The 25,739-nt window shown below is 41.2% G+C and carries 28 protein-coding genes, 1 tRNA gene and 1 pseudogene; 8 read left to right on the top strand and 22 right to left on the bottom strand.

The annotated features are described in order from the left end of the window. Positions 1-87 precede the first annotated feature (87 nt). Both prpB and A1QC_RS09680 read right to left on the bottom strand, forming a co-directional pair. Entirely contained in the window at positions 88-1,026 is a 939-nt protein-coding gene (gene prpB, locus A1QC_RS09675; RefSeq protein ID WP_017024724.1) for a methylisocitrate lyase, read from the bottom strand. Positions 1,027-1,036: 10 nt separating this feature from the next. Next, positions 1,037-1,723: a GntR family transcriptional regulator gene (locus tag A1QC_RS09680; RefSeq protein WP_017024725.1), complete on the bottom strand. Its 687-nt coding sequence runs from the start codon at positions 1,721-1,723 to the stop codon at positions 1,037-1,039. 179 nt (positions 1,724-1,902) lie between these two features. Here A1QC_RS09680 and A1QC_RS15835 point away from each other — a divergent pair. Together A1QC_RS15835 and A1QC_RS15840 are read left to right on the top strand one after the other, a co-directional pair. Further along, positions 1,903-2,034, top strand: a pseudogene (locus A1QC_RS15835) (restriction endonuclease); the annotation flags it as partial. A 111-nt stretch (positions 2,035-2,145) separates the two neighbouring features. After that, the gene (locus A1QC_RS15840) at positions 2,146-2,253 is read left to right on the top strand and encodes a topoisomerase DNA-binding C4 zinc finger domain-containing protein (RefSeq protein ID WP_431305845.1); all 108 of its coding nucleotides are present in this window, start codon (positions 2,146-2,148) and stop codon (positions 2,251-2,253) included. 13 nt (positions 2,254-2,266) lie between these two features. Here A1QC_RS15840 and A1QC_RS09685 read toward each other — a convergent pair whose 3' ends face one another. The 3 genes from A1QC_RS09685 to A1QC_RS09695 all read right to left on the bottom strand — a co-directional run bounded on the left by A1QC_RS09685 (position 2,267) and on the right by A1QC_RS09695 (position 4,180). Continuing rightward, positions 2,267-3,358, bottom strand: a complete 1,092-nt coding sequence (locus A1QC_RS09685; protein WP_017024726.1) for an HNH endonuclease — start codon at positions 3,356-3,358, stop codon at positions 2,267-2,269. Positions 3,359-3,365: 7 nt separating this feature from the next. Next, entirely contained in the window at positions 3,366-3,962 is a 597-nt protein-coding gene (locus A1QC_RS09690; RefSeq protein ID WP_017024727.1) for a class I SAM-dependent methyltransferase, read from the bottom strand. A gap of 130 nt (positions 3,963-4,092) precedes the next feature. Continuing rightward, positions 4,093-4,180, bottom strand: a tRNA-Ser gene (locus tag A1QC_RS09695). Between the two features lie 195 nt (positions 4,181-4,375). Here A1QC_RS09695 and A1QC_RS09700 point away from each other — a divergent pair. Further along, entirely contained in the window at positions 4,376-4,957 is a 582-nt protein-coding gene (locus A1QC_RS09700; RefSeq protein WP_017024728.1) for a UPF0149 family protein, read from the top strand. An 88-nt stretch (positions 4,958-5,045) separates the two neighbouring features. On the opposite strand, the gene nadA is transcribed toward A1QC_RS09700, so the two are convergent. The 16 genes from nadA to aspS all read right to left on the bottom strand — a co-directional run bounded on the left by nadA (position 5,046) and on the right by aspS (position 19,427). Then, positions 5,046-6,107: a quinolinate synthase NadA gene (gene nadA, locus A1QC_RS09705; RefSeq protein ID WP_017024730.1), complete on the bottom strand. Its 1,062-nt coding sequence runs from the start codon at positions 6,105-6,107 to the stop codon at positions 5,046-5,048. A gap of 176 nt (positions 6,108-6,283) precedes the next feature. After that, on the bottom strand, positions 6,284-7,057 hold the full coding sequence (gene ybgF / locus A1QC_RS09710; protein WP_017024731.1) for a tol-pal system protein YbgF: 774 nt from the start codon (positions 7,055-7,057) through the stop codon (positions 6,284-6,286). Positions 7,058-7,072: 15 nt separating this feature from the next. Continuing rightward, a complete protein-coding gene (gene pal / locus A1QC_RS09715) occupies positions 7,073-7,588 on the bottom strand; it encodes a peptidoglycan-associated lipoprotein Pal (protein WP_017024732.1) in 516 nt (171 codons plus the stop codon). Between the two features lie 33 nt (positions 7,589-7,621). Continuing rightward, positions 7,622-8,935, bottom strand: coding sequence for a Tol-Pal system beta propeller repeat protein TolB (gene tolB, locus A1QC_RS09720; RefSeq protein ID WP_017024733.1), 1,314 nt, complete (start codon positions 8,933-8,935; stop codon positions 7,622-7,624). 49 nt (positions 8,936-8,984) lie between these two features. Next, a complete protein-coding gene (gene tolA, locus A1QC_RS09725) occupies positions 8,985-10,010 on the bottom strand; it encodes a cell envelope integrity protein TolA (RefSeq protein WP_017024734.1) in 1,026 nt (341 codons plus the stop codon). Positions 10,011-10,017: 7 nt separating this feature from the next. After that, positions 10,018-10,467, bottom strand: coding sequence for a protein TolR (gene tolR / locus A1QC_RS09730; protein WP_017024735.1), 450 nt, complete (start codon positions 10,465-10,467; stop codon positions 10,018-10,020). A 2-nt stretch (positions 10,468-10,469) separates the two neighbouring features. Beyond that, entirely contained in the window at positions 10,470-11,156 is a 687-nt protein-coding gene (gene tolQ, locus A1QC_RS09735) for a protein TolQ (RefSeq protein ID WP_017024736.1), read from the bottom strand. Next, the gene (ybgC, locus tag A1QC_RS09740; RefSeq protein WP_017024737.1) at positions 11,146-11,565 is read right to left on the bottom strand and encodes a tol-pal system-associated acyl-CoA thioesterase; all 420 of its coding nucleotides are present in this window, start codon (positions 11,563-11,565) and stop codon (positions 11,146-11,148) included. Before ybgC ends, tolQ begins: the two co-directional genes overlap by 11 nt. 127 nt (positions 11,566-11,692) lie before the next feature. Next, positions 11,693-11,980 carry a cyd operon YbgE family protein gene (locus tag A1QC_RS15845; RefSeq protein ID WP_141706003.1) on the bottom strand — a complete coding sequence of 96 codons (288 nt, stop codon included), beginning with the start codon at positions 11,978-11,980 and terminating at the stop codon, positions 11,693-11,695. A 13-nt stretch (positions 11,981-11,993) separates the two neighbouring features. Next, complete coding sequence (gene cydX / locus A1QC_RS09750; RefSeq protein WP_017024739.1) at positions 11,994-12,101, bottom strand: cytochrome bd-I oxidase subunit CydX; 108 nt, start codon at positions 12,099-12,101, stop codon at positions 11,994-11,996. Between the two features lie 12 nt (positions 12,102-12,113). Beyond that, a complete protein-coding gene (gene cydB / locus A1QC_RS09755) occupies positions 12,114-13,250 on the bottom strand; it encodes a cytochrome d ubiquinol oxidase subunit II (RefSeq protein ID WP_017024740.1) in 1,137 nt (378 codons plus the stop codon). 14 nt (positions 13,251-13,264) lie between these two features. Further along, positions 13,265-14,851, bottom strand: a complete 1,587-nt coding sequence (cydA, locus tag A1QC_RS09760; protein WP_017024741.1) for a cytochrome ubiquinol oxidase subunit I — start codon at positions 14,849-14,851, stop codon at positions 13,265-13,267. Positions 14,852-15,281: 430 nt separating this feature from the next. Next, positions 15,282-16,286, bottom strand: a complete 1,005-nt coding sequence (gene ruvB / locus A1QC_RS09765; RefSeq protein WP_017024742.1) for a Holliday junction branch migration DNA helicase RuvB — start codon at positions 16,284-16,286, stop codon at positions 15,282-15,284. Positions 16,287-16,297: 11 nt separating this feature from the next. Then, a complete protein-coding gene (gene ruvA, locus A1QC_RS09770; RefSeq protein ID WP_017024743.1) occupies positions 16,298-16,918 on the bottom strand; it encodes a Holliday junction branch migration protein RuvA in 621 nt (206 codons plus the stop codon). 88 nt (positions 16,919-17,006) lie between these two features. After that, complete coding sequence (gene ruvC, locus A1QC_RS09775) at positions 17,007-17,528, bottom strand: crossover junction endodeoxyribonuclease RuvC (protein ID WP_017024744.1); 522 nt, start codon at positions 17,526-17,528, stop codon at positions 17,007-17,009. Between the two features lie 123 nt (positions 17,529-17,651). Beyond that, positions 17,652-19,427: an aspartate--tRNA ligase gene (gene aspS / locus A1QC_RS09780; protein WP_017024745.1), complete on the bottom strand. Its 1,776-nt coding sequence runs from the start codon at positions 19,425-19,427 to the stop codon at positions 17,652-17,654. A 400-nt stretch (positions 19,428-19,827) separates the two neighbouring features. Here aspS and cmoA point away from each other — a divergent pair, with 400 nt between their 5' ends. The 5 genes from cmoA to A1QC_RS09805 all read left to right on the top strand — a co-directional run bounded on the left by cmoA (position 19,828) and on the right by A1QC_RS09805 (position 25,004). Further along, entirely contained in the window at positions 19,828-20,556 is a 729-nt protein-coding gene (gene cmoA, locus A1QC_RS09785; protein WP_017024746.1) for a carboxy-S-adenosyl-L-methionine synthase CmoA, read from the top strand. A 57-nt stretch (positions 20,557-20,613) separates the two neighbouring features. Then, a complete protein-coding gene (cmoB, locus tag A1QC_RS09790; RefSeq protein ID WP_017024747.1) occupies positions 20,614-21,585 on the top strand; it encodes a tRNA 5-methoxyuridine(34)/uridine 5-oxyacetic acid(34) synthase CmoB in 972 nt (323 codons plus the stop codon). Between the two features lie 108 nt (positions 21,586-21,693). Continuing rightward, positions 21,694-22,464, top strand: coding sequence for an ATP-dependent zinc protease family protein (locus A1QC_RS09795; RefSeq protein WP_017024748.1), 771 nt, complete (start codon positions 21,694-21,696; stop codon positions 22,462-22,464). 56 nt (positions 22,465-22,520) lie between these two features. Beyond that, on the top strand, positions 22,521-24,029 hold the full coding sequence (locus A1QC_RS09800) for an inactive transglutaminase family protein (RefSeq protein WP_017024749.1): 1,509 nt from the start codon (positions 22,521-22,523) through the stop codon (positions 24,027-24,029). 3 nt (positions 24,030-24,032) lie between these two features. Then, a complete protein-coding gene (locus A1QC_RS09805) occupies positions 24,033-25,004 on the top strand; it encodes an alpha-L-glutamate ligase-like protein (RefSeq protein ID WP_017024750.1) in 972 nt (323 codons plus the stop codon). 106 nt (positions 25,005-25,110) lie between these two features. Here the strand turns inward: A1QC_RS09805 and A1QC_RS09810 are convergent, their stop codons facing one another. Continuing rightward, positions 25,111-25,689: a thymidine kinase gene (locus tag A1QC_RS09810; RefSeq protein ID WP_017024751.1), complete on the bottom strand. Its 579-nt coding sequence runs from the start codon at positions 25,687-25,689 to the stop codon at positions 25,111-25,113. Between the last annotated feature and the right edge of the window lie 50 nt (positions 25,690-25,739).

Here is a 25,739-nt window from a genome sequence, read left to right on the forward strand (position 1 = left end):
CACCACGCGTTGTATACAGATCCCAGACAGCTCATTCCTCGCTTCCGGGATGACGGTTAGGCGCACAACAAAGCGTCACGGGACTCGTTACTCTTTTCCAGAAAACAGTTGATCCAACTTATCTTCATAATCATGGTATTTCAGGTGTTCATACAACTCTTTACGCGTTTGCATTTGATCAAGCAGCGCTTCTTGATTGCCCTCTACTAACAAATGTTTATACACATTTTCTGCAGCTTTGTTCATGGCGCGGAAGGCACTTAACGGATACAGCACCATATCGACACCGACAGCTGCGAGTTGTTCACCACTGTACAGTGGGGTTTGTCCAAATTCGGTAATGTTAGCGAGAATGGGTACCGGGCGACCCACAGCTTGTTCTAGCGCCTGAGAAAACTGTTGATATTGTTCAAGCTTATTCATCGCTTCAGGGAAGATCATATCCGCCCCCGCTTTTACATAAGCAATCGAACGTTCAATCGCTTTATCAATGCCTTCAATTGCCAATGAATCCGTCCTTGCCATGATCACAAAGCTGTCATCAGTGCGAGCATCTACCGCCGCTTTCACGCGATCGACCATTTCATCTTGACTAACAATGGCTTTATTTGGGCGGTGACCACAACGTTTCTGTGCCACTTGATCTTCCATGTGTACCGCTGCTGCCCCTGCTTTTTCCATCGCTTTGATGGTACGAGCAATATTAAATGCACCACCAAATCCGGTATCAATATCGACCATTAACGGTAAATCACACGCGTTGGTAATACGCTCTACATCCACCAGTACATCATTTAATGTCGTGATACCAAGATCAGGTAACCCATATGACGCATTTGCAATACCGCCGCCAGATAAGTAAATCGCTTGATGACCAATATTTTTTGCCATCATGGCGCAATATGGATTGATCGTACCGACAATTTGCAGCGGGTTATTATCTTTCACTGCTTGTCTGAATTTTTCACCTGGAGTTAAGCGCTTTTCAAGCGATGCTAACTGATTGTGGCCTTGTTCATTTGCCATTGTGGATCTCCTAATCTGTGTTTTTGATTTGCTGTTCAATCAAGATACGGCTGCCTGAAATATGTCTTCTCATCAGCATTTCCGCTAATTCTTCATCACGGTTTTTAATCGCTTGGAAAATAAATTGGTGTTCATTTAGGGCATCGTTTGGACGAGAATGTGAACGTGGAGACTGATAACGATACATGCGTAACAAGTGGTACAACTCACCACACAACAAGGTGATCAATTGTTCGTTACGACTGGCTTTAATAATGCAGTAGTGAAAATCAAAATCACCATGTTGATGAAAATATGATTGCCCCTCTGAATCTTGTATGTGTTTTGAATGTGTCGACAATACTTGCTCAAGGGCATCAATTTCTTCATCGGTAATAAGCCGAGCCGCTAACCGTGCTGCCATGCCTTCCAATGCTTCACGCACCGCATATAGATCAAGCAATTTCTTGGGTGAAAAGGTGGTGACTCTCGCGCCGATATGCGGAATACGCTCAATCAGCCCCAACCCTTCTACTCGCATAATCGCTTCACGTAATGGCCCACGGCTGACCGAGAAACGCTTGGCCAGTTCAGGTTCAGAGATTTTACTCCCCGGTTCAATCTCACCATTAACAATCGCTTCGATTAAATACTCGGTCAAGCTTTCTGACTTGGTGTTTTCTTTAGGTTCTAACTGCGTTTTACTGGCTACATTCATCGTAATTTCACTCTTACCATCAACACAAAGTGTCAACAATATAAACTTAATGGTGATAAAATAGGCGATCTAAAGTGGTAATGTCAAGAACATTGTCGACACTTTTATGCGTATTGATAAAAAAGAAAGTGCGAATGTGAGCGTGGTGGGGAAAGTGGTGATAACACTGGAGTTCACAGAAAGTAGGGATACAAGTTTTAAGGGAGTTATATGGTGTATTAATCGATAATAATGCCGTGAAAATGATTGTCATCACAACTGGGGACTTTACTCTTGAGGCTCAAAAGTTTGCTTTGAATAAGCCATTTTAACTGATTAATGGTTCGCAACTCCGTCACCAATTACACAAAATTAAAAAACAAAAAGATACTAGCGACGATAAAGTTAGGGTTAATAACGTTTCAACAATACCACAGTGCCCTATTTGTCACTCAAGCCTAGTGCTGAGAACAGCGAAAAAAGGCGCAAATGCTGGTGGTCAATTTTATGGATGTGAAAGCTTTCCGCGATGTCGTTATACTCGATCTTAAAAGAATCAACACACTATTCATATTTAGCTGGTTTTTCAGCTACTAAACCCAATGGTTGACTATATTGTAATGGTTGGCTTGTCGCTAATTCAAAGCTATCTTTTGCCAACCAAAGTTTTGCGCCATTACTGTTTGCGACTTGATAGGCCCAATTACTTACTGCACGAGACTTATCAACATCGCAATGAAAATAGGCACTCAACTCAGATTCAATCGTTGCTTTAAACTGTACTAGGTTTTGGTCTTCCCAGTGCTCTCTATGTTTCTGCGCTGCTAGAAAATCACGTTTATTGTTATTACAAACACGATGAGCGGCAACAAAGTTATGTCCTAAGTCATTGGCATAACGAGCAAACGGAATAAAGTGATCAACCTCTGTGTTGCCATTTAACGGCTTTTGGCAGTAGAAACACAGACCTCGTTGTAATTCTTCTAGCACTGGTTTGGCTTTACCTAATGCGTTGCGGTCTAAGCCAAATAGAAAATCATGCAACTGACTTTGTGGGCCAATTAAACTTTGATTATGCTTAATATTCTGAATTTTTTGTAGCCACGAATTTTTAGCTAAATAAACAACCAAATCATAAAAACGTCTAAAACAGGAAGCAATACCCGGCTTTAACGTAATGTTTGATTGGCCTTTAATATGAGGATAAAGAAAGCATTCTTCCTGTTTGGCGAGAATTTGCAAACGCCAGAGTGGCCCATCTGTTAAGGTTTTCATAGCAGCTTTAAATACACTTGGCCAATACGCACTTTGTTTTAAGGCTCGTAAACTGCGAATATTATTTTGTTGGCATTCATAAAGCACCGAAATAACTTTAGATTGTCCTCCACTATTCTGTTTAAGTAGAGCCATTTCACCAGTGTGTTCTGATGAAAATGGTGCAGCATGGTGCCAATACAACACGATAAGCTTTTCAGCGAGCAAATCGAGTGAAACATTTAATTCGCTATTCTCATATACCAGCGGCTGCTCAACACACACATCAGCTAACGCATGTAATAACGCAAACTTATAAGTTGCAGAAAAGTCACCTTCTACAAGCAAACGTTGAATATAGGCAATAAAATCTAACTGCTGTTGGTGATGAATTAGCGTCATATTCACTCTAATTTTGTTGTCTTAATACAACCGTTTCCCAAATCACTGAGTTACGCTGCAATACATCATCAGAACCAGACTGATGACATATCATCAAGCCCACTTGTCTGGCTAAATTTTCAATTTCTTTCATCGAGACACCGTAGCCTTCTCGTCCATCATCAAAGTCACCATGACGCAGTGTAACTATAATCTTACCTTGAGCATTTAATAATTTAGCTAAAACCTTTAATGAAGCAGGACGTAGCCCAACAGGAATATGCATCCAAACCGCAGATAATAAGATCAAATCAAATTGTCGAGACAAGGCTTCCGCACTGGTGAAATCTGGTAAGTAATCCCCAACCCATTGAATAGAGCTTGGTGAGTTTTTCTGTCCTAATTGGCGCAAATTTTCACAAGGTTCTACTGCCACAACAGAGCAACCTTGATTCACAAACCAACGTGAATCACGTCCAGAACCAGCGCCTATATCCAAGATCTTATAGCCTGACTGAGGCCAATATTCTTGCCAAGATTTATGAACCGATTCAAAAGTAACGGAATCATATTGGTCAACAAATTGCTCAGCTTTTTGGTTATAAACATCGAGGGTTTGAGACATAGAAAAACCATAGGTAAGTCATTTGTTTATAATGATATATGACTCAATTGGATATGGCGATGGGAGATACAGAAAATGTAGAGATCTACATAACAAAAAAGCCCCAGCATTTCTGCTAGGGCTTCGAATGTGGCGGTGAGTGAGAGATTCGAACTCTCGATACGTTGCCGTATACACACTTTCCAGGCGTGCTCCTTCAGCCACTCGGACAACTCACCGTATTTTGGTTAAGCATTAAACTTAACGAGGCGCTAATTTAATGATTCTACGTAGCGAGGTCAAGTGTTTAACTCCATTTTCACCAGAATCATGCTCAAGTGGTTAATATTTGGCTTATTCACAGCAATTATCACTTCAAACTATTTTCATTTGCTTCTAGTTGCTATCATTAAGCCATATTTTGTAAATGAGTAATGACTGTGACCTTAACTGAATTATTGAACCAACCTGAATACGACAATAAATTATTGAATGCCGAGCAAACGCTTGGTTTTGTGACCGCAATGGCCGCAGCGCCTCACCTTCTTGATCCCGCTGAATGGCTACCCTACTTATGGGGTGGTGGTGAAACAGCTCCATTTGAAACGCCTGAACAATTTGAGCTGTATGCTGAATTGGTTATCGAGCAATGGAATCAAATTCACCCAGCACTACTTGAAAATACATGGACGTGGCCAGAAGGCTATGAATTGGATGAAGAAGAAGTGGTGACAGAGTCGGTTCGAGATTTTGCTGAAGGCTTATTACAAGGCTGGCAGTTATCTCGCGATGATTGGGAAACGTTAATGCCTGAAGACAGCGAAGATAGCGCCTTATTAGGTGGTGTTTTACTTTCTATTAGTATGCTTTACGATCCAGAAACGGCCATTATGACGCTTTCTGATCAAGGTTTAACTGGCTTAGATGAATTTCAAGAAATCTACAATGCTATTCCTGTCATGCTATGCGGTTTGACTCAGCGTGGATCTCAACTGGCACATCAATCGAATCATTAATAACGTTTAGCGTAAACACATAACAAAAACGCTCCACTCTGAAATACAGGGTGGAGCGTTTAAAATATGATGGATTTAATTTTGCTCTTTACGCGTTGCCTTTGACTTTTAAATTCAATGATTCAGCAAAGTCTAACATTCGGTTAAGAGGAATTAATGACTTAACACGCGTTTCTTCATCAACAAAGATTTCATGTTCTTCTCCGCCTTCAGCTAATGCACTTTCAATCGCTTTTAAGCCATTCATGGCCATCCACGGACAATGTGCACAGCTGCGGCATGTTGCACCATTACCTGCGGTTGGGGCTTCAACCAGCTCTTTCTCTGGAACAAGTTGCTGCATCTTAAAGAAAATGCCTTTGTCCGTTGCCACAATGAGCTTTTGATGAGGCAACGTCTTAGCGGCTTTAATCAGCTGACTGGTCGAGCCAACAGCATCGGCAAGTTCAACCACACTGGCTGGTGATTCAGGGTGAACCAATACAGCCGCATCTGGATACAATGCTTTCATGTCTTTTAATGCTTTTGCCGAAAACTCATCATGCACGACACATTCACCTTGCCATAACAGCATCTCTGCACCGGTTTGATTGGCAATATATGAGCCTAAATGGCGGTCAGGCCCCCAGATGATTTTCTTATCTTCTGAGTCCAAATGTTCAACGATTTCCAAAGCGATACTTGATGTCACAACCCAATCTGCACGCGCTTTCACAGCAGCAGAGGTGTTGGCGTAAACAACGACAGTATGATCAGGGTGTGCATCACAAAATTCAGTAAATTTATCAGCCGGGCAGCCTAGATCAAGTGAGCATTCGGCTTTGAGCGTTGGCATTAAAATACGTTTCTCTGGCGTGAGAATTTTGGCCGATTCGCCCATAAAGCGCACACCAGCAATAATTAACGTTGAAGCTGGATGGCGGTTACCAAACTTGGCCATTTCTAATGAGTCGCCAACAAAGCCTCCCGTTTCTTCCGCTAATGCTTGAATTTCTGGATCGGTATAATAGTGAGCGATCAATACTGCATCTTTTTCGATCAGTAATGCTTTAATACGTTCTACGTGTTGTGCACTTTGTTCGGCAGTCAGTGGAACAGGCTTAGGTGGAAATGGGTAAACAGTGTCGATGGTGTCTGATATGTGCGCCATTGCTATTACTCTACGCAAATTCTAATAATTTGGTCATTGTACACTTATTGAAATGATTTCTAAATTATTTCACTTAAATCGTGACAGTGAATACGATGACTTAATTTTTAAGGCTTCTGAAACGAAAAAACCATCACAACATAGGCGATGGTTTTTGATTCTATTGTGCCCGCTAACTACAAATTACTTTGAGCTAATTTCGCAGCAGAAGAATTTGGGTATTCTGTGATGACTTGTTGGTAATATTTATTGGCTGCTTTCGCATTATTATTACGCTTTGCAATGTCACCTAATTTCACTAAAGCATCAGCACGCTTAGGTGAATCTTTATCACTCACAACGGCGGCAAAGCTTTTTGCAGAATCAACATCTTGTTTCTTCGCAAAATAAAGCTGCCCTAACCAGTAATGAGCATTTGCTGAATAGCCAGAATTTGGATATTTAGCTTGGAAATCTTTAAATGCCGTAATAGCGCCATCATAATTTCGATCTTTTAGGATTAAATCCACGGCAGATTGATAGGCATCTTGTTCTGAACCCGTTGCTTTTACTGCTTCAGAGGAAACAGCAGCTGAAGCTCCAGAGACAGAAGCTGACGCAGTTGGTGCAGATTTTAAGTTGTTCACTTCGGTGCGTAACTGATCTAATTCAACGAAAAGTTGGCGTTGGCGTTCAACCATCTGCTTCATTTCATAATTATTACGCTCAATAGTGCCACGAAAGCTACTCAACTCTGCCTCTTGATTATCGACCTGTTGCTGCAAGCGAGCCTGAACACGGTTGCTATTATCTAGCAAACGTTGCAAACGCTGAGCGTTGGTTTCTGATTGACCAGAAGCCGTAGGGATAGAGTCATTGAGGTCAGATACTGGAGCAGGTGCAGCAAGCACTGGGCTCGCTGCACTCACTAGTAACGTAAGCGTAACAACTCGCTTTAAGTTACCAAACATAAGTTATCGTCCGTATTAGTAAACGACAACTGCACGACGGTTTTTAGAATAAGCCGATTCTGTTTGGCCCATTTCTAAAGGTTTTTCTTCGCCGTAGCTTACGATAGAGATTTGATCAGCTTGAACACCTAGAGCTTGTAGGTATTTAGAAACTGCTTCAGCACGACGCTCGCCTAGTGCGATGTTGTACTCTGGAGTACCACGCTCATCAGCATAACCTTCGATAGTTACTTTAACGTTAGGCATGTTGCTTAGGAATTTAGCGTGTGCAGCTAGAATATCTTCGTACTCAGAAGAGATTTCAGAGTTATCGAACTTGAAGAAAACAGTCGAGTTTTCACGAAGTTTTTGTTGAAGTTGCTCTTGCTCAGAAAGTGCATCAGCTTTGTCTACTGCTGTCGCTACTGCTGCGTCTTGCGCTGTAGTTTGTGCATCAGATGCGTTTGCTGCGTCATCACTTGAACTACAAGCCGCTACTGTTAATAGTGGTAGTGCGATTAGTAGCCCTTTTAGAATCTTATTAAGTTGCATATATTTCTTCCTTATATTGTCAAACTATATTTATTATAAAAATGGTGACCAAGCAGGAGCTTTTACTCTCCCATTTGTTGCCGGTAGTCTGGCTTTAAATCGACCATCGATAGACACCATGGATAATACATTTTGCCCATTAAACATGGAACTATATACCACCATACTACCATTTGGCGCAAGACTCGGAGACTCATCCAACTGCGTTTTTGTTAGCACTTGAACTGCCCCTGTTTCCAGATCTTGTTTAGCAATATTAAACCCTTCTTGATTACGATTCACCATAATTAAGAATCGGCCATCAGGGGTAACCTGCCCACCAAGATTCTGACTACCTTGCCAAGTCAATCGTGTTGTAGATTGATTCGACAAATTCACTTTATAGATTTGCGGTAACCCGCCCCTATCTGAAGTAAATACGAGTGACTGACCATCTGGCATCCAGAATGGTTCAGTGTTATTAGTACGTCCATTCGTAATTTGTTGTAACTTACGAGTTTGGAGATCCAATATGTAAACTTGTAACGTTCCTGTTTTTGACAATACCAGCGCTAACTTTTTGCCATCGGGCGAAAACTCTGGTGCACCATTATGCCTTGGGAATGATGTTAACACTTCTGTTTTACCAGTATAGATATCCATCATATAAAGTTCTGAGCGCCCAGTTTGGAAACTCACATAAGCAAGCTTATTGCTGTCTGGTGACCAAGCTGGTGACATCAATGGTTGTTTTGAACGTAAAACTAAGCGTTCATTGTAGCCATCATAATCGGCGATTCTAAGCTGATACGGATAGTTACTTTTATTATTAACAACAACATAGGCGATACGTGTTAAAAATGCACCTTTTTCGCCGGTTAACTTCTCATAAACAAGATCTGAAATGCGATGTGCGTATTCGCGTAAACGCTTTTCTGGAACCACTGCGCGCTTACTAAATAAAACATAATCTTTAGATAACACAAGGTTACCCTTTTCATCTAATGCTTTATTTTCGCCATTAGTTAATTGTCCACGAACAATATCCACTAAATGATACTGAATCACATACTGGCCATCCGAGTCTTTAGAAATCGATCCGGTTACGACCGAGTCGACTCCAATATTATTCCACGCTGAAAAGTTAATATCAGAGTCGGTATAAGGTGTTTGTGGCATTTTTGATGTTGCTACTGGGCTAAATTTACCGCTACGTTGTAAATCAGAGGCAATTACCGCTGCAACATCTTGCGAAGGTTGACCCGGGCCTTCCCATTTAAAAGGCACAATACCAATTGGGCGTGCCGAATTCACGCCTTCAGTGATGACAAGTTCAAGTGCTGCATTTGCCGTTTGGCTTGCAGTCATTATGATAAACAATCCTAACAATATGCGTTTTATCACTGATAATTCCTTTTTATTTTGGTTCGACCGTCAGATTAATATTTTTCAATTGGTCGACCACGTCTTGTTCTGTTGGTAACGGGAATGTCCCTACTTGTGCAACAGCGCGTTTTGCTGCTGAACAGAGCCTTGAATCACCGTCTATTGTCGATACTTTACTTACAATAGCGCCTTTACCTGCTTGCACCAGTCGAATATTAATCTTGCATGATTTGCCATTAAATGAATCTTCGGTTAACAATTTATCTTGGATCATTTGGGTATAAATTGCACCATATTCATCTAACTTGCTCTGGATATAACGCTGTCTTGCTACAGAGATTTGCTCATTCTCAGCCTCTAAGCCGGAGAAGATATCATTCAATGCTGCTTCTTGCGCTTTTTTCTCACGAGCTAATTTATCTTTTTGCGCTGCATCGGCTTTTGCCTTGGCATCTGCTTTGGCTTTAGCATCCGCTTTAGCTTTTGCATCGGCTTGAGCTTTCACTTTAGCGTCTGCTTCTGCCTTCGCTTTAGCATCTGCCACAGCTTTAGCTTGATCGGCTGCTTTTTTCTCAGCAGCTGCCTTAGCCGCTAATGCTTCTTTGGCTTTTCTATCCGCTTCAGCTTTCTCTGCTTTTGCTTTTTCGGCCTTCGCTTTTTCTATTCTAGCTTTCTCTTCATCGGCTTGTTTTTGTTTCTCAGCAAGCTGACGATTTTTCTCTTCTTCACGTTTTTGTTTGTCAGCCAACACTTTGTCTTCTTGTTGCTTTCTTAAACGTGCTTCTTCTTTTTTACGGTTTTGTTCGAGTCGTTCAGCTTGCTCTCGTAACTTCTCGACACGTTGTTGTTCTGCTTTCTTCGCTGCGTCACGCTGCTTATTGATGCTTTTCGCTTGTTTTTCTATTGCTTTAGGATCAATAACAACAGCCTCAACCATTTTATGCTGAGGTTTTTTTTCCGAATCAGAAAACCATGAACCACCAAGCAAAAGCACAAATAACACAACATGCAAGGCCAGTGAGATCAATACCGCTGATTTATATTCCTTATTAAGCATCAACAAGTTAGCCGTTCTCTTTAATATCTGTCAACAAACCGACTTTTTCTATGCCCGCTTTGTTAAGCTGATCCAATACTAGTACGATATCGGCGTAAGAGGTTTGCTGATCGCCTCCTACCGCGACAGGAGATTTTGGTGAAATCGAACGCTCGGCCTTCACTCTGGTGATCACTTCATTCATAGATAAGCCACGCACCATATCTTGGTCGTTAACACTCACGCCAAGATTGCCTTGCTTATCCACTTCAACAATTATAAAGCTCGCGTCGGAATCACCTGCAATATCTGATGCAGGTTTCGCTGATTCTGTTTTAGGCAGATCCACTTCAACACCTTGGGTTACAAATGGAGAGGTCACCATAAAAATAATCAGCAATACCAGCATTACATCAATGTATGGAACCACATTGATTTCTGCTTTTAATTGGCGTTTTTTACGAACATAACCCGCCATAATTAATCCTTGTGCTCCGTCATAACTTGACGATGTAAGATACTGTGGAACTCTTCTGCAAACGTCGCGTAATTATGCTCTAACTTTGACACTTGATTACTTAGACGGTTATAAGCCATTACAGCTGGGATTGCAGCAAATAGACCCATTGCTGTCGCTATCAATGCTTCGGCAATACCTGGAGCAACCATGGCTAAGGTGGCTTGTTTTACTTGGCCTAGAGCGATGAAAGACGTCATGATCCCCCACACTGTACCAAAAAGACCGATATACGGGCTGATAGAACCAACCGTGGCTAAGAAAGGAAGTTGATTTTCAAGTTCATCCATTTCTTTAGACAATGTTACGCGCATTGCACGACCAGCACCTTCCATCACGTAGTCGGCAGAAGCGCCATTTGTTCTTCTTAAGCGTGCAAATTCTGTAAAACCAGAGTAGAAAATCTGCTCTGATCCTGTGATGTTATTTTTACGTGCTTTCACTTCATGATACAGCTGCGAAAGATCAACGCCTGACCAAAACTTTTCTTCAAAGTGATTGGCATTTTTCGATGCATTGTTAAGAATTTTACTTCTTTTTAGAATGACCGCCCAAGATAATACTGACATCCCTAAAAGGATGAGCATAACTAATTTAACCAGTAAACTGGCTTGTAAAAAAAGGTCAAAAATTGAAATTTCAGCTGACACTGGCGAACCCCGACATAATTGAGCTTGGAATAGCTTGTGGTTTCATCTTTGTGATGTTGACACAGGCTACCTTAACCATTGCTTTACACAAGATTCTACCATCAAGATTAACTAATTCCTGACAAAATGTGATAGAAGCTTTACGTAAATTAACAATAGATGTTAAGACATTGAGATTTTCATCTAGTTTAGCCCCTTGAATATAATCTATATCAATATGACGTACTACGAAGCCAATCTCTTGTTCAAGTAGAGTGAATTGTGAAACACCTTGAGCGCGCAACATTTCTGTACGAGCACGCTCAAAGAATTTTAGATAATTAGAATGGTAAACGACACCACCTGCATCGGTGTCTTCATAATAAATGGTTATCGGCCATTTAAATGTGCTTTGCAATTGCTGTGACACGTTACTCCTTACCCATTTCATTATTAGTGTGAATCACTATACAGTAAGTTATGTAATTGAATAATAACATAAGCAAGTTTTTTATTTAATTAAGCATCATTTGACTACTTAATATCCACTGAAAGTATCAATTATGTAAAAAATACATCCACGTAAAGTACGTTAAAATAATGCCTGACCAATAAGGACTAAACAGTATTTGCCATACCCATAGGATAGGTTTGAACCCCACACTATAGATTAATGCACTGCAAAGTGACCAAGTAAATAGAACCGTTATCCATAGATTAAACCCGCCAACTTCGTTCGCGTAAGATTTCGGTTCCCACATAAACATACTGATATGGAACACCACTGCAATAAAAAACAGGGCTCTAAAAAGAGCCCTATCCATTGGAGAGTGTATATCAGTCATTTTTTGACTAATATTAATCACGATCCTCGTCCATCATTTCTGAGTGCTCTAACCAAAGAGCATTAATAATACCGAATGCACAGGCAAGTAAAACGCCTAGAATCCAAGCAAAATACCACATATTAATTGCTCCTTAGTATAGTGAATGTTTATTATCTTCAACAAATTTGTTTTCGATACGACCAAACATTTTGTAGTAACACCATGAAGTATAACCCAAAATCACTGGCACCATGACGGCAGCAACTACGGTCATGATCTCAAGGGTTAACAAACTTGATGTTGAATCCCACATGGTTAAGCTGTCATTTGGATTCAAACTTGATGGCATTACAAATGGGAACATTGCAAAACCAGCCGTTAATATGACACCTACAATTGCAAGGCTTGAAAATAAGAATGCAAACCCGCCCTTCTCTGCTTTTGTTGCAAGCAGAACAAGAATTGGCATCACAACACCAAGCACAGGAGCAATCCACATTAATGGATAAGTCGCGAAGTTTGCCATCCATGCACCGGGTTCACGAGCCACTTCTTTTAGAAGAGGGTTCGATGGTGCATTACCATCAATAACACTTTTCACTACGTAGCCATCAATATGTTGAACCCAAAAACCAGCCGCCACAAATAAAACGGTCAGTAGTAGGCCAGTGATCAGTGAGACAGTACGAGCACGATTATAAACATCTCCGCTGGTCTTCATTTGTAACCAAGTTGAACCTTGAAGCACAAACATAGAAACACTGACTAAACCACATAAGAGACCAAATGGGTTCAATAAGCCAAAGAAGTTACCATGATATTGCGACATCATCAGTTCATTCAGTTCAAATGGTACACCTTGTAACAAATTACCAAATGCCACACCGAAGATTAAAGGCGGTACAAAGCCACTGATTGAGATACATACATCCCAAAGGCCACGCCATTTTTCATCTTCTAATTTTGAACGGTAATCCAGTGCAAGTGGGCGTAACCACAATGCCGCAAGCGTTAAAATCATGGCTAAGTAGAAGCCAGAGAATGACGTTGCATAAACCGTTGGCCATGCTGCGAACAAAGCACCACCAGCGGTGATTAACCAAACTTGGTTACCATCCCAGTGAGGTGCAATGGTATTGATCATCACACGGCGTTCAGTATCTGTTTTACCAATAAACGGTACAAGTGCACCAACGCCCATGTCAAATCCATCCATGATAGCAAAACCGATAAATAACACCCCGATTAATGCCCACCAAATGAATCGTAATATTTCGTAATCAAACATGAATTATCCCCTGCTTATGCTTCAACATCGCGAGTCACTTTACCTTCTAAAGAGGTATCGTTTTGCTCGAAATGATAACGTCCTGTTTTTAAGCTACTAGGACCTTTACGTGCGAATTTAACCATTAAGTAAACTTCCGCAATTAAGAAGCACGTATACAGTGCAATTATTGCAAAAATTGACGTTAGAATTTCACCACGAGAGAGTGCAGAAGCCGCTACATTTGTCGGTAGAATTTCACCTACCGCCCAAGGTTGACGACCATACTCAGCGACAAACCAGCCTGTTTCGATAGCAATCCATGGTAGCGGAATACTAAATAGAGCAGCTTTCAGTAATAACGGGTGTTGCCCAATACGCTGACGGCAAGTTTGTACAAATGCAAAGCTAAATACCACTAGCATAACCACACCACAAGCAACCATGATGCGGAATGACCAGAAAAGCGGCCAAACCGTTGGTATAGAATCTTTTACTGCTTTTTGGATTTGAACTTCAGACGCTTGAGACACATTTTCAGTGTAACGCTTCAACAATAAGCCATAACCAAGATCTTTCTTCACTGCATCGAACGCTTCAACATTCGCTTCAGATCGATCACCTGAACGCAGTTTTTCAAGTAAACCATAGGCAATCATACCGTTACGAATACGAGCTTCGTGTTCCACTTCAAGTTCAGAAATGCCTTTTACTTGTTTATCCAACGAACGAGTCGCAATGATACCCAATGCATATGGAATTTGAATGGCGTATTTGTTGGTCATTTCATCTTGGCTTGGAATTGCAAACGCCGTAAATGACGCTGGAGCGGGCTCTGTATGCCACTCTGCTTCAATTGCCGCTAATTTCGCTTGCTGTACATCACCTAACTCATAACCTGAGTCATCACCCAGAACGAGAGTTGAAAGAATTGCCGCCATACCAAATGATGCTGCAATCGCAAACGAACGACGAGCAAAAGGAATATCACGACCTTTAATTAGGTAGTATGCACTCACACCAAGGATAAACATGGCACCACAAACATAGCCAGCTGAAACTGTATGTACGAATTTCACTTGCGCTACAGGGTTAAAGATCACTTCAGAAAAGCTCACCATTTCCATACGCATGGTTTCGTAGTTGAAGTTTGCTCCTACTGGGTTTTGCATCCAACCATTAGCGATCAAAATCCAAAGTGCTGAGAAGTTTGAACCTACAGCAACAATCCAAGTAACCAGTAAGTGTTGACGTTTCGATAAACGATCCCAACCGAAAAAGAATAAACCTACCATGGTTGATTCAACAAAGAAGGCAACTAACGCTTCAATGGCCAAAGGCGCACCAAAAATATCACCGACATAATGAGAATAGTATGACCAGTTAGTACCAAACTGGAATTCCATCGTTAAACCTGTTGCAACCCCTAAGGCAAAGTTTATACCGAAAAGCTTACCCCAGAACTTGGTCATATCTTTATAGATTTGCTTCCCAGTCATTACATACACTGACTCCATGATGGCAAGCAAAAATGCCATACCAAGAGTCAAAGGAACAAATAGGAAGTGATACATCGCTGTCATTGCAAATTGCAACCGCGATAGATCAACAACATCAATCATGGTAACTCCTTTTTACGTCATTATCAGAGGTCGATAAACGAACACAGTCAAACGATCAGGATGGTTAAAGTAAAAGACACGAGCAACTCAGTCTCCCTTGTTGCAAAAATGTGCCAAAATGGTTATTTTTTTGTTAAGCATCGCCTAATATAGTTGTCGCTAATATTACTCACTAAGCACAAATGTTTCAAAAGGTTTCTGCATTATTTTCATCGTTATTTGACCTTAGAAACTGTCTCAATTTCTATCACCTTAACTCACTTATATGAATATAGGCTTCTCATTAAAATTTTTTATTGAAAATAAATGCTTAGTGTCTGAATCTATAATGAAGATGCGAATTTTAGTGCAGCCACTTTGAGATGCAAGTATAAAAAAAGAGTAACAAATGATTCGTTACTCTTTTTACTTTATCGCTCAATAATTTGTGCTATTTATCGATCCCAAAATGTAAGTACGCCCTATCACTGGCGATTCTTCCTCTTGGCGTTCGTTGTAAATAGCCTTGCTGAATAAGATAAGGTTCGATGACATCTTCAATGGTATCTTTTTCTTCACCAATCGCAGCGGCTAGGTTATCTAACCCAACGGGCCCACCACTAAATTTCTCCATAATCGCGAGTAATAACTTTCTGTCCATATAATCGAAACCTTGATTATCAACATCCAGCATATTTAGTGCCTTATCAGCAGTGTCTGGACAAATGTGCCCATTACCTTTGACTTCCGCATAATCACGTACCCGACGTAATAAGCGGTTTGCAATCCTAGGAGTGCCTCGTGAACGGCGAGCAACTTCAAGTGCCCCTTCTTCTTCCATTGAAAGCCCTAAACAATCGGCACTACGCTTAACAATATATTGGAGATCTTTCACTTTGTAATATTCTAACCGTTGCACAATCCCAAAACGATCTCTTAATGGCGAGGTTAGTGAGCCCGCTCGTGTCGTAGCGCCAATCAAAGTAAACGGCGGTAAATCTATTTTTATTGAACGAGCTGCAGGACCTTCCCCTATCATAATATCGAGCTGATAATCTTCCATTGCAGGGTAAAGTATTTCTTCCACTACAGGACTCAAACGATGGATTTCATCGATGAATAAAATATCATTTTCTTCAAGGTTCGTGAGTAAAGCCGCAAGATCGCCCGCTTTTTCAAGTACCGGGCCTGAAGTGGTACGAATATTCACTTCCATTTCATTGGCGACAATATTGGCAAGTGTTGTTTTACCTAACCCCGGTGGTCCAAATATTAATAAGTGATCGAGCGGTTCACTACGTTGTTGCGCCGCTTTAATGAATATCTCCATTTGATCACGGACATGGTCTTGACCTCGATAATCAGCGAGTCGCTTTGGTCGAATCGCGCGATCAATAATATCTTCATCACGAAAAGTTGGATTATCAGCAGCAATTAAGCGATCGGCTTCAATCATTATCAGTTACCTTATACCATCGACTTTAGCGCATCACGAATGATAGCTTCACTTGTCATATCAGCACTTGCCACTTGAGCAACCACTTTAGAAGCCATTTGAGGCTTATAGCCTAAAGAAATAAGTGCACTTACCGCTTCATCTTCTGCGTTATGGGATGTTCTAGAATCTGCAATTGAATCAATTGGGGCGGCATCAGTTGCGGGGGTGAAAAGATCATGGCTGACCCAGCCTTTAAGTCGATCTTTCATTTCAACCACTAAACGTTCTGCAGTTTTTTTACCTACACCAGGAAGTTTAACTAATGTGGTGACATCTTCATGCTCTACACAGGTTACAAATTGAGAAGCCGTCATTCCCGAAAGGATGGCTAAACCCAGTTTAGGGCCAACACCATTCGCTTTAATCACTTCTCGAAATAATGCTCGTTCTTTTACCGTGTTAAACCCATAAAGCAGCTGAGCATCTTCCCTTACTACAAAATGTGTATAGATGATGGCTTCTTCATTAACGTTTGGAAGCTCATAAAAGCAACTCATTGGCATTTGTACTTCATACCCGACGCCTGATACTTCAATTAGCACTTCTGGTGGCTGCTTTTCAACGAGAGTTCCACGTAAACGACCGATCACATTGTTTTCCTTTTTGGGAGGTTACTTGGGTATATCATAATAATTAACTGGATAAACATCCAGTACATATTAATGCGACGACAATATTTTAACGGTATCGCCCTCTTCGAACGTTACTGGCTTTACCGGCCAAAGCAACCAAGGTTTTATTGGTATTGGCATGGCAAATGGCGACACCTAATGCATCGGCAGCATCAGCTTGCGGTCTTGCAGGTAACTTCAGCATACTTTTTACCATATGTTGAACTTGCGTTTTATCTGCCGCGCCAGTACCGACAACCGCTTGCTTAATTAAACGAGCGGCATATTCAAATACTGGTAAATCGGCATTCACTGCCGCAACAATGGCGCTGCCTCTTGCTTGGCCTAGCTTTAGGGCAGAATCGGCATTTTTTGCCATGAAAACTTGCTCTATCGCAAACACATCTGGTTGGAACTGGGTAATGATTTCTGAAACACCCGCATAGATTTGTTTCAACCGCCCAGGCAAAGCATTTTCAGAAGTACGAATACATCCACTTCCTAAATAATATAAGTGACGACCTTCTTGTCTGATCACGCCATAACCGGTGATACGAGAACCCGGATCGATTCCAAGAATAATGGACATTCTGTCCCTTGTTTATTGAATGTATATAAGGAGTATAACGAGCTAAATAAACAAAAACACCCACATCAATCAAATGTGGGTGTTTAAAGGTAAGTTACTGCGGCTTAACTTAGTAACGCAATATTAAGCTTGTTGTTCTTTTGCTGCAGTAACCGCAATTGCCAACTCTTCTAACGAAGCTGGATTTGCAAGGCTTGGCGCATTGGTTAATGGGCAAGCGGCTGCGGTTGTTTTAGGGAATGCAATCACATCACGGATATTATCGGTTCCACAAAGCAGCATCACCAAACGGTCAAGACCAAATGCAAGGCCTGCGTGTGGTGGTGTGCCGTATTTTAGAGCGTCTAGCAAGAAGCCAAACTTCAAGCGTTGTTCCGTTTCTTCAATGCCAAGCAGGTCAAAAACAGCTGATTGCATTTCTGTATTATGAATACGAACCGAACCACCACCTACTTCATAGCCATTAATGACCATGTCGTACGCATTTGAAATCGCTGATGCTGGATTAGCTTTAAGCGCTTCTGCCGTCATGTTGAGCGGTGAAGTAAATGGGTGGTGCATCGCATGCAGGTTCCCTTCATCGTCTTGCTCAAACATTGGGAAATCAATCACCCAAAGTGGTTTCCATGCTGCGCTATCGGTCAATTCTAGGTCATTACCCAATTTAACGCGTAGTGCACCCATGGCTTCTGATACGATGTTGGCTTTATCTGCACCAAATAAAATGATGTCACCCGTTTGCGCACCCGTACGCTCTAAAATACCGTTAATCACTTCTTCATTTAAGAATTTAGCGACTGGAGATTGAATCCCCTCAACACCTGCGGTTAGATCATTCACTTTCATCCAAGCAAGGCCTTTCGCGCCATAAATGCCGACAAAGCTGCCGTACTCATCAATTTGCTTACGAGAGAGTGATGCACCGCCAGGTACACGGATCACAGCGACACGACCTTTTTCATCGTTCGCAGGGCCCGAGAATACTTTAAACTCAACGTCTTTCACTAAATCAGCTACATCGACAAGTTCAAGCGGGTTACGTAAATCTGGTTTATCAGAACCAAAACGACGAATCGCTTCAGAAAATGGCATGATAGGGAAATCACCAAGGTCAACGTTTAGCAGCTCTTGCCACATATCGCGCACCATGGTTTCAGTGACGCCACGAACTTGTTCGGCCGACATGAACGATGTTTCAATATCGATTTGAGTAAATTCTGGTTGACGGTCAGCACGTAAATCTTCATCACGGAAACATTTTACGATTTGATAGTAACGGTCAAAACCAGACATCATCAACAACTGCTTAAATAGTTGTGGTGATTGTGGCAATGCGTAAAAGCTGCCTTTGTGAACACGGCTCGGGACTAAGTAATCGCGCGCACCTTCAGGTGTTGCTTTCGTCAGTACTGGTGTTTCAATATCAAGGAAACCATTATCATCTAAGAAACGACGTACAAAGCTTGATGCTTTCGCGCGCAATTTAATACGATCGCTCATTTCTGGACGACGCAAATCGATGTAACGGTATTTCAGACGCTGTTCTTCTGAGTTAGTTTGGTTGAAATCAAGTGGCAACGCTTCAGAGCGGTTGATGATTTCAAGACCGGTGGCATAAACTTCCACTTCACCAGTAACCATATCTTTATTGATTTGGCTATCCGGGCGAGCACGAACTTCACCACTCAATTTAATACAAAATTCATTACGCAGTTGGTTTGCATCTGCAAAAATTTCAGTCATATCTGGATCGATAACAACCTGAACAATCCCTTCGCGGTCACGCATATCGATAAAAATAAGACCGCCTAAATCACGACGGCGATTAACCCATCCGCAAAGTTCTACAGTTTGTCCAACAAGGGACGTGTTCAGGTGACCACAATACTGGGTGCGCATAATGAATTTCCCAATTTCTTCTATAATTGATGAAAGTGTGCAGGCATAGCGCTACACACAAAAAACTTTTGTTATTTATACTTGGAATGCAGGCAAAAATCGACCACCTGTGACATAAATTCTCAGCTTTTCACAACGAAAGCAGACAAATATGGCATAACCGCTCATAACTTACCCAATTCCTTTCGCCAACATCCACGAAAGTAATCATTAAATTCAGTTCAAAAGGGAATAATAATGCTCAAAAGATCACCTCAGACTGAACAAATTAGGTGCTATTTAGTATGAAGGATGAAATAAAACAAAATAAAGCAGAATCTCAATAGCGCTAGTAGCTGACTTCCCTTAAAATAAACGCATATTCAACGTCGTTCTACCTAATTTGAAATAGTGAGTTGTAATGAGCCAGCGTGATGTAATTTTTTCTGCCCCAATCGAAAAAATGGGTGACTTTACTTTTGATGAAAGAGTCGCTGAAGTTTTTCCTGATATGATCCAACGATCGGTACCGGGTTACAGCAACATCATTTCTGCGATTGGTATGCTTGCTGAACGTTTCGCTAAACCAAATTCAAATGTTTATGATTTAGGTTGTTCATTAGGTGCGGCTACCTTGTCGATGCGCCGTCATATTGACCAAGAAAATTGTCAAATCATCGCTGTAGATAATTCTTCTGCTATGGTTGAACGTTGTAAATTACACATTAATGCTTATCGCTCCGACACTCCGGTTAACGTCATCGAAGCTGATATCCGAGATATTCATATTGAAAATGCCTCGGTCGTGGTGTTGAACTTCACATTACAATTTCTCTCTCCTGAAGACAGGCAAAGCTTACTTGAAAAAATCTACGCGGGTTTGCGCCCTGGTGGGATCTTAATTCTGTCTGAAAAATACATATTTGAAAACAATGTGGCGAATGAGCTTTTAATTGATCTTCACCACGACTTCAAACGTGCTAATGGTTACAGTGAATTAGAAATCAGCCAAAAGCGTAGTGCGATTGAAAATGTCATGAAACCCGATCCTATTAGTAGCCATAAAGAGAGATTCAAAAACATCGGGTTCAGTAGTTATGAAGTCTGGTTCCAATGCTTCAATTTCGGTTCAATGTTTGCGATTAAATAATCACGCATCCAAACTCAACGCACTCATTACACACTTTTACGTTTAAGAAAGAATATTATGTTTAATTTTGCCAATTTTTATCAACTTATTGCTCAAGACCAACGATTACAACCTTGGCTTAATATCTTGCCTCAACAACTGACTGATTGGCAAAATGCAGAGCATGGCGACTTTGAACGTTGGGTAAAAGCGCTTAATAAAATTTCTGATATCCAGCCTGATAATATCGTTCTAGACACCGAGGTTCGTATCACAAACAGCGAACCTTTGATGATTGGCGAACAAAAGAAACTCGAGAGCTTATTAAGAACCTTCCACCCTTGGCGAAAAGGCCCTTACCATGCTCATGGTTTAGATATTGAAACGGAATGGCGTTCTGATTGGAAATGGGATCGTGTACTTCCTCATATCTCCGACCTAACTCATCGTTCTGTTCTTGATGTGGGTTGTGGTAATGGTTATCACATGTGGCGCATGCTTGGCGCAGGGGCAAGAATGTGTGTGGGTATTGATCCATCACATTTATTCTTAATCCAATTTGAAGCCATTCGTCGATTAATGGGTAATGATCAACGCGCTCATCTCCTTCCTCTTGGCATTGAGCAACTTCCTGAATTAAAAGCATTCGATACGGTATTTAGCATGGGTGTGCTTTATCATCGCCGCTCCCCTCTTGACCACCTCCAACAATTAAAGAATCAATTAGTCCCAGGTGGCGAATTAGTGCTAGAGACTTTGGTGATTGAAGGTGATGAAAATGCGGTTCTGGTACCAGTGGATCGCTATGCACAGATGCGAAATGTTTACTTCTTCCCTTCTGCCAAAGCATTAAAAGTATGGTTAGAAAAAACCGGGTTTGTTGATGTGAAAATTGTTGATGAAAATATCACCTCAACAGAAGAGCAACGCAGCACCAATTGGATGACGCATAATTCATTACCCGATTATCTCGATCCCGCAGACCCATCGAAAACAGTTGAAGGTTATCCTGCACCGAGACGCGCCATTTTAATTGCGACCAATCCGTAAAGTTTAAACGTGATAATCACTGAAGCTTAACATTCAAGTGGTTCACGGCAAGATTTAGATACGTTAAACTTTAAACAACAATCACTTATAAAGGTAATAATAGTTAACATGCTCAAATATACGATAACTCTTGCCGTTTTTACTTTACTCTCTGGCTGTGCTCTTTTGGGGAATGAAGAGTATTCGCAAAAAACCATCGATGCTGTGAGTAAAAGTGAACAAAATATTACCAATAGAATTGCCGAATTAGATTCAAACATGGATAAACAAACCGACTATATTGACAGTTTAGAATCTGAGATCATTAATTTAAGCAATGAAGTCGAACTCTTAAAGAAACATCAACAACGTTATGCAGTCAGTAAAAAAAGCACTCAAGCTGCAACGACTCCCCCTTCTTCTTCCAATGTTGTCGTTGCTGATTTGGAACCACAAAGTCGACCAGGTATGGTGACATTAGGTTCACTAGAAAAAGTCTATATTGATGTGGTTAAAAGCGATTTCACTGCTCGTGTCGATACCGGTGCGACCACGTCCTCAATTAATGCCGTTGATATGCAAGAATTTGAGCGTAATGGCAAGAAATGGGTTAAATTTCATGTGTCTGACAATGAAACCGAAGCCAAAGATCGTAAATGGGTTGAAGCTCCGATTGTTCGCCATGTGAAGATTCGCCAATCAAGTACCAACTCTTTAGAGCGCCGACCCGTTGTCGAATTATGGATAAAAATTGGTAGTGTGCATGAAAAAGCGCAATTTACCTTAGCCGATCGTTCCCAGATGGATTATCCTATTCTATTAGGACGTGAGTTTATTCAAGATGTTGCGTTCGTTGATGTCAGTCGTGAGTTCATAGAATCGAAATCGACAAAAAAGTAATTCAAACAATAAATTTCAATAACAATAATTAATTTAGACAGGTTTAAGGAAAAGTTATGACGTCTAGAGTGCCATTTTATTTTCTCATCGCCATACTTGTCATCACAGGGATAACTCTGAGCATCATGCGTCATCAAGACTATGGTGTGCCGTGGACTCCAGGTGAATCAAGACAAATTTGGGATATAGAAGCTCGCGTTGAGTTCGTTGCATCTGGAGGTCCTGTTAAAGTATCTTTAGCCGCCCCTCATACACAAGATAACTTCACGCTTATCGATGAAAGTGCTTCATCGCCAGGCTATGGTCTTTCATACATCAACACCGAAACTGGTCGTCGTGCTGAATGGTCGATACGTGATGCTAAAGGTCCACAAACGATTTATTACAAAACCCAATTCTTAGTGGATCCACAAGCGAGCGTTTCTGCTATTCCACCGGTGGAAGAAGACCTTGCGACACCAACCTTTACCGGCCCGCAAGATGCGGCAGTTACAGCGATTAGAGATCAAGCTTCTGAGCGATCAGCAGATAACATCACTTTTACTCGCGAATTAATTAAGCAATTTAACGATCCAGATAACCAAAATGCATCGTTACTTTTGGATGATTTCAGCAAAGTTGAAGCCATTTCTAAATTACTTGCTACGTCTAAAATTTATAACAAAACCGTTGGTGTTGTTGAATTAGAAGATGGACGTCGTCGCCAATCAATCATTCCTATGATCGAAGTGTGGGATGGTAAAGCATGGCAGTTATTCAACCCTGAAAACAATGAGCAAGGCGTTCAAAGCAACATGCTCATTTGGGATGAATCGAACGTGTCTTTATTGGATGTTATTGGTGGTAAGCACAGTAAAGTGTTCTACTCAATGATTTCGCAAGATATCACGCCAAGTAAAGCAACTAAGCAGAAAGTCGTTGCCGATAACTTATTAAACTTCTCTATTCACAGCTTACCGCTAGAAGAACAATCGATGTTTAAAACCATCATGTTGATCCCTATCGGTGCTCTGATTGTAGTGTTCTTACGTGTCTTAATTGGCTTGAAAACCTCTGGTACCTTCATGCCAGTGCTTATTGCCGTTGCTTTCGTTCAAACACAATTATTACCAGGTATTATTGGTTTCTTATTAATTGTCGGAACTGGACTGGTGATAAGAGGCTACTTATCTAAGTTAAATCTACTCTTAGTTTCTCGAATATCGGCAGTAATCATAACGGTTATTTTAATCATATCTGTGTTTACCATTGTGTCGTTCAACATTGGCTTAACTCAAGGTTTAACCATTACGTTCTTCCCAATGATTATTTTGTCTTGGACGATTGAGCGTATGTCTATTCTTTGGGAAGAAGAAGGGGCTAAAGAAGTGTTCATGCAAGGTGGTGGTTCATTATTGACTGCGGTACTTATCTACCTCGCAATGACCAACCCTTATGTTCAGCATGTAACCTTTAACTTCATTGGTACTCAGTTCATTGTTTTAGCTTGTATCTTATCGCTAGGTAACTACACAGGCTATCGTCTACTGGAACTAAAAAGATTCAAGCCACTTGCGGAGGACTAAGCTATGTTTTCAATGTTTACGTCTCCTCAAAAACTGAATGCCAAAGGCATAATGGGCATGAACAAACGTAATGGCGCCTATATTGGGCGCTACAACGACCGTTCAAAGTACCCTTTAGTTGATGACAAGTTAAAAACAAAAATCATTGCTCAAGAACATGGTGCAACCGTACCCAAACTAATTGGTGTGATTGGACAACAAGCTGAAGTCAAACGCATTCATGCCATGGTTGAAAACTGGCCGGGCTTTGTGATTAAACCAGCTCGTGGTTCAGGCGGTAAAGGTATCTTAGTTATTATTTCGCATAAAGATGGGGTGTATATCAAACCATCTGGCCAGGCAATTAATAAAGAAGATGTTGAGCGTCATATTAGTAATGCTCTAGCCGGTTTATTTTCACTCGGTGGCAAGAATGATGTTGCTGTGGTGGAAAACCTAATTAAATTTGATGACGTTTCATTTGATGGTTACAGCTATGAAGGTGTACCGGATATCCGCGTTATCGTGTTTAAAGGCTACCCTGTTATGGCCATGATGCGTTGCTCAACCGCCGCTTCGGACGGTAAAGCAAACTTGCACCAAGGCGCTGTAGGTGTGGGCTTAGATATTGCAACAGGCCGAGCGGTTCGTGCTGTTCAATTTGACCGCCCTATCACCCATCACCCTGATACTGACAAACCTTTAAATGGCTTAGTCGTACCTAACTGGGAAAAGCTGCTTACGTTAGCATCAAGCGCTTGGGAAATGACAGGCTTAGGTTACATGGGCACCGATATGGTACTCGATAAAGAAGAAGGCCCAATGGTACTTGAGCTGAATGCTCGCCCAGGGCTTGCGATTCAAATTGCTAATGGTGCAGGTTTACTGCCTCGCCTGCAGCATATTGAAAGCCTAGGTACACCAGCAGAATACCCTAAAGCAGCAGAACGTGTTGCTTACGCAGCTAAACAATTTGCGGCTAAACCGCAATTCTAAGCGTATAACGGTTCGTTATTCATGTTGTAAAAAAATCCGCAGATATTTTTTATCTGCGGATTTTTAGTTTTAAAGCTTTGGTGGTTAGAAACAGCCGTCGAGACGCTTATTTCCCTAATGCTTCTTTATAATGCAAGCGACATACAGATTCATAACGGTCATTACCACCGATATCCACTTGATCACCTTCTGCGATAGCATTGCCATGCTCATCAGTACGGATCACCATGTTAGCCTTTCGTCCACAATGACAAATCGTTTTCAACTCAATTAATTTATCTGCCCAAGCTAATAGATATTGGCTACCTTCAAATAGCTCACCTAAAAAGTCACTACGCAACCCATAGCAAAGCACAGGAATGTGTAATTTATCGACGACTTCTGTCAGTTGGTAAACCTGTTGCTTAGAAAGAAATTGGCACTCATCAATCATGATGCAGTGAATTTTTTCTTGCGCATTTAAAGTGTTAATAGAATCGAACATGTCCGTTTGATCACTATATAAATGTGCATCAGATTGCAGGCCGATTCGAGAACTAACTTTTCCAATGCCGTCTCTATGATCAATTTCAGCCGTAAAAATGACAGCATTCATTCCACGTTCACGATAGTTAAAAGAAGATTGTAATAAAGTAGTGGATTTCCCTGCATTCATCGCAGAGTAATAAAAATACATCTGAGCCACAAAAATTACCTATTTAGTCAGGTTTTATACTCATAAAAAAGGCCGGTAAG

Origin of the sequence: Vibrio rumoiensis 1S-45 (assembly GCF_000286955.2) — a bacterium.
Classification (GTDB): domain Bacteria; phylum Pseudomonadota; class Gammaproteobacteria; order Enterobacterales; family Vibrionaceae; genus Vibrio; species Vibrio rumoiensis_A.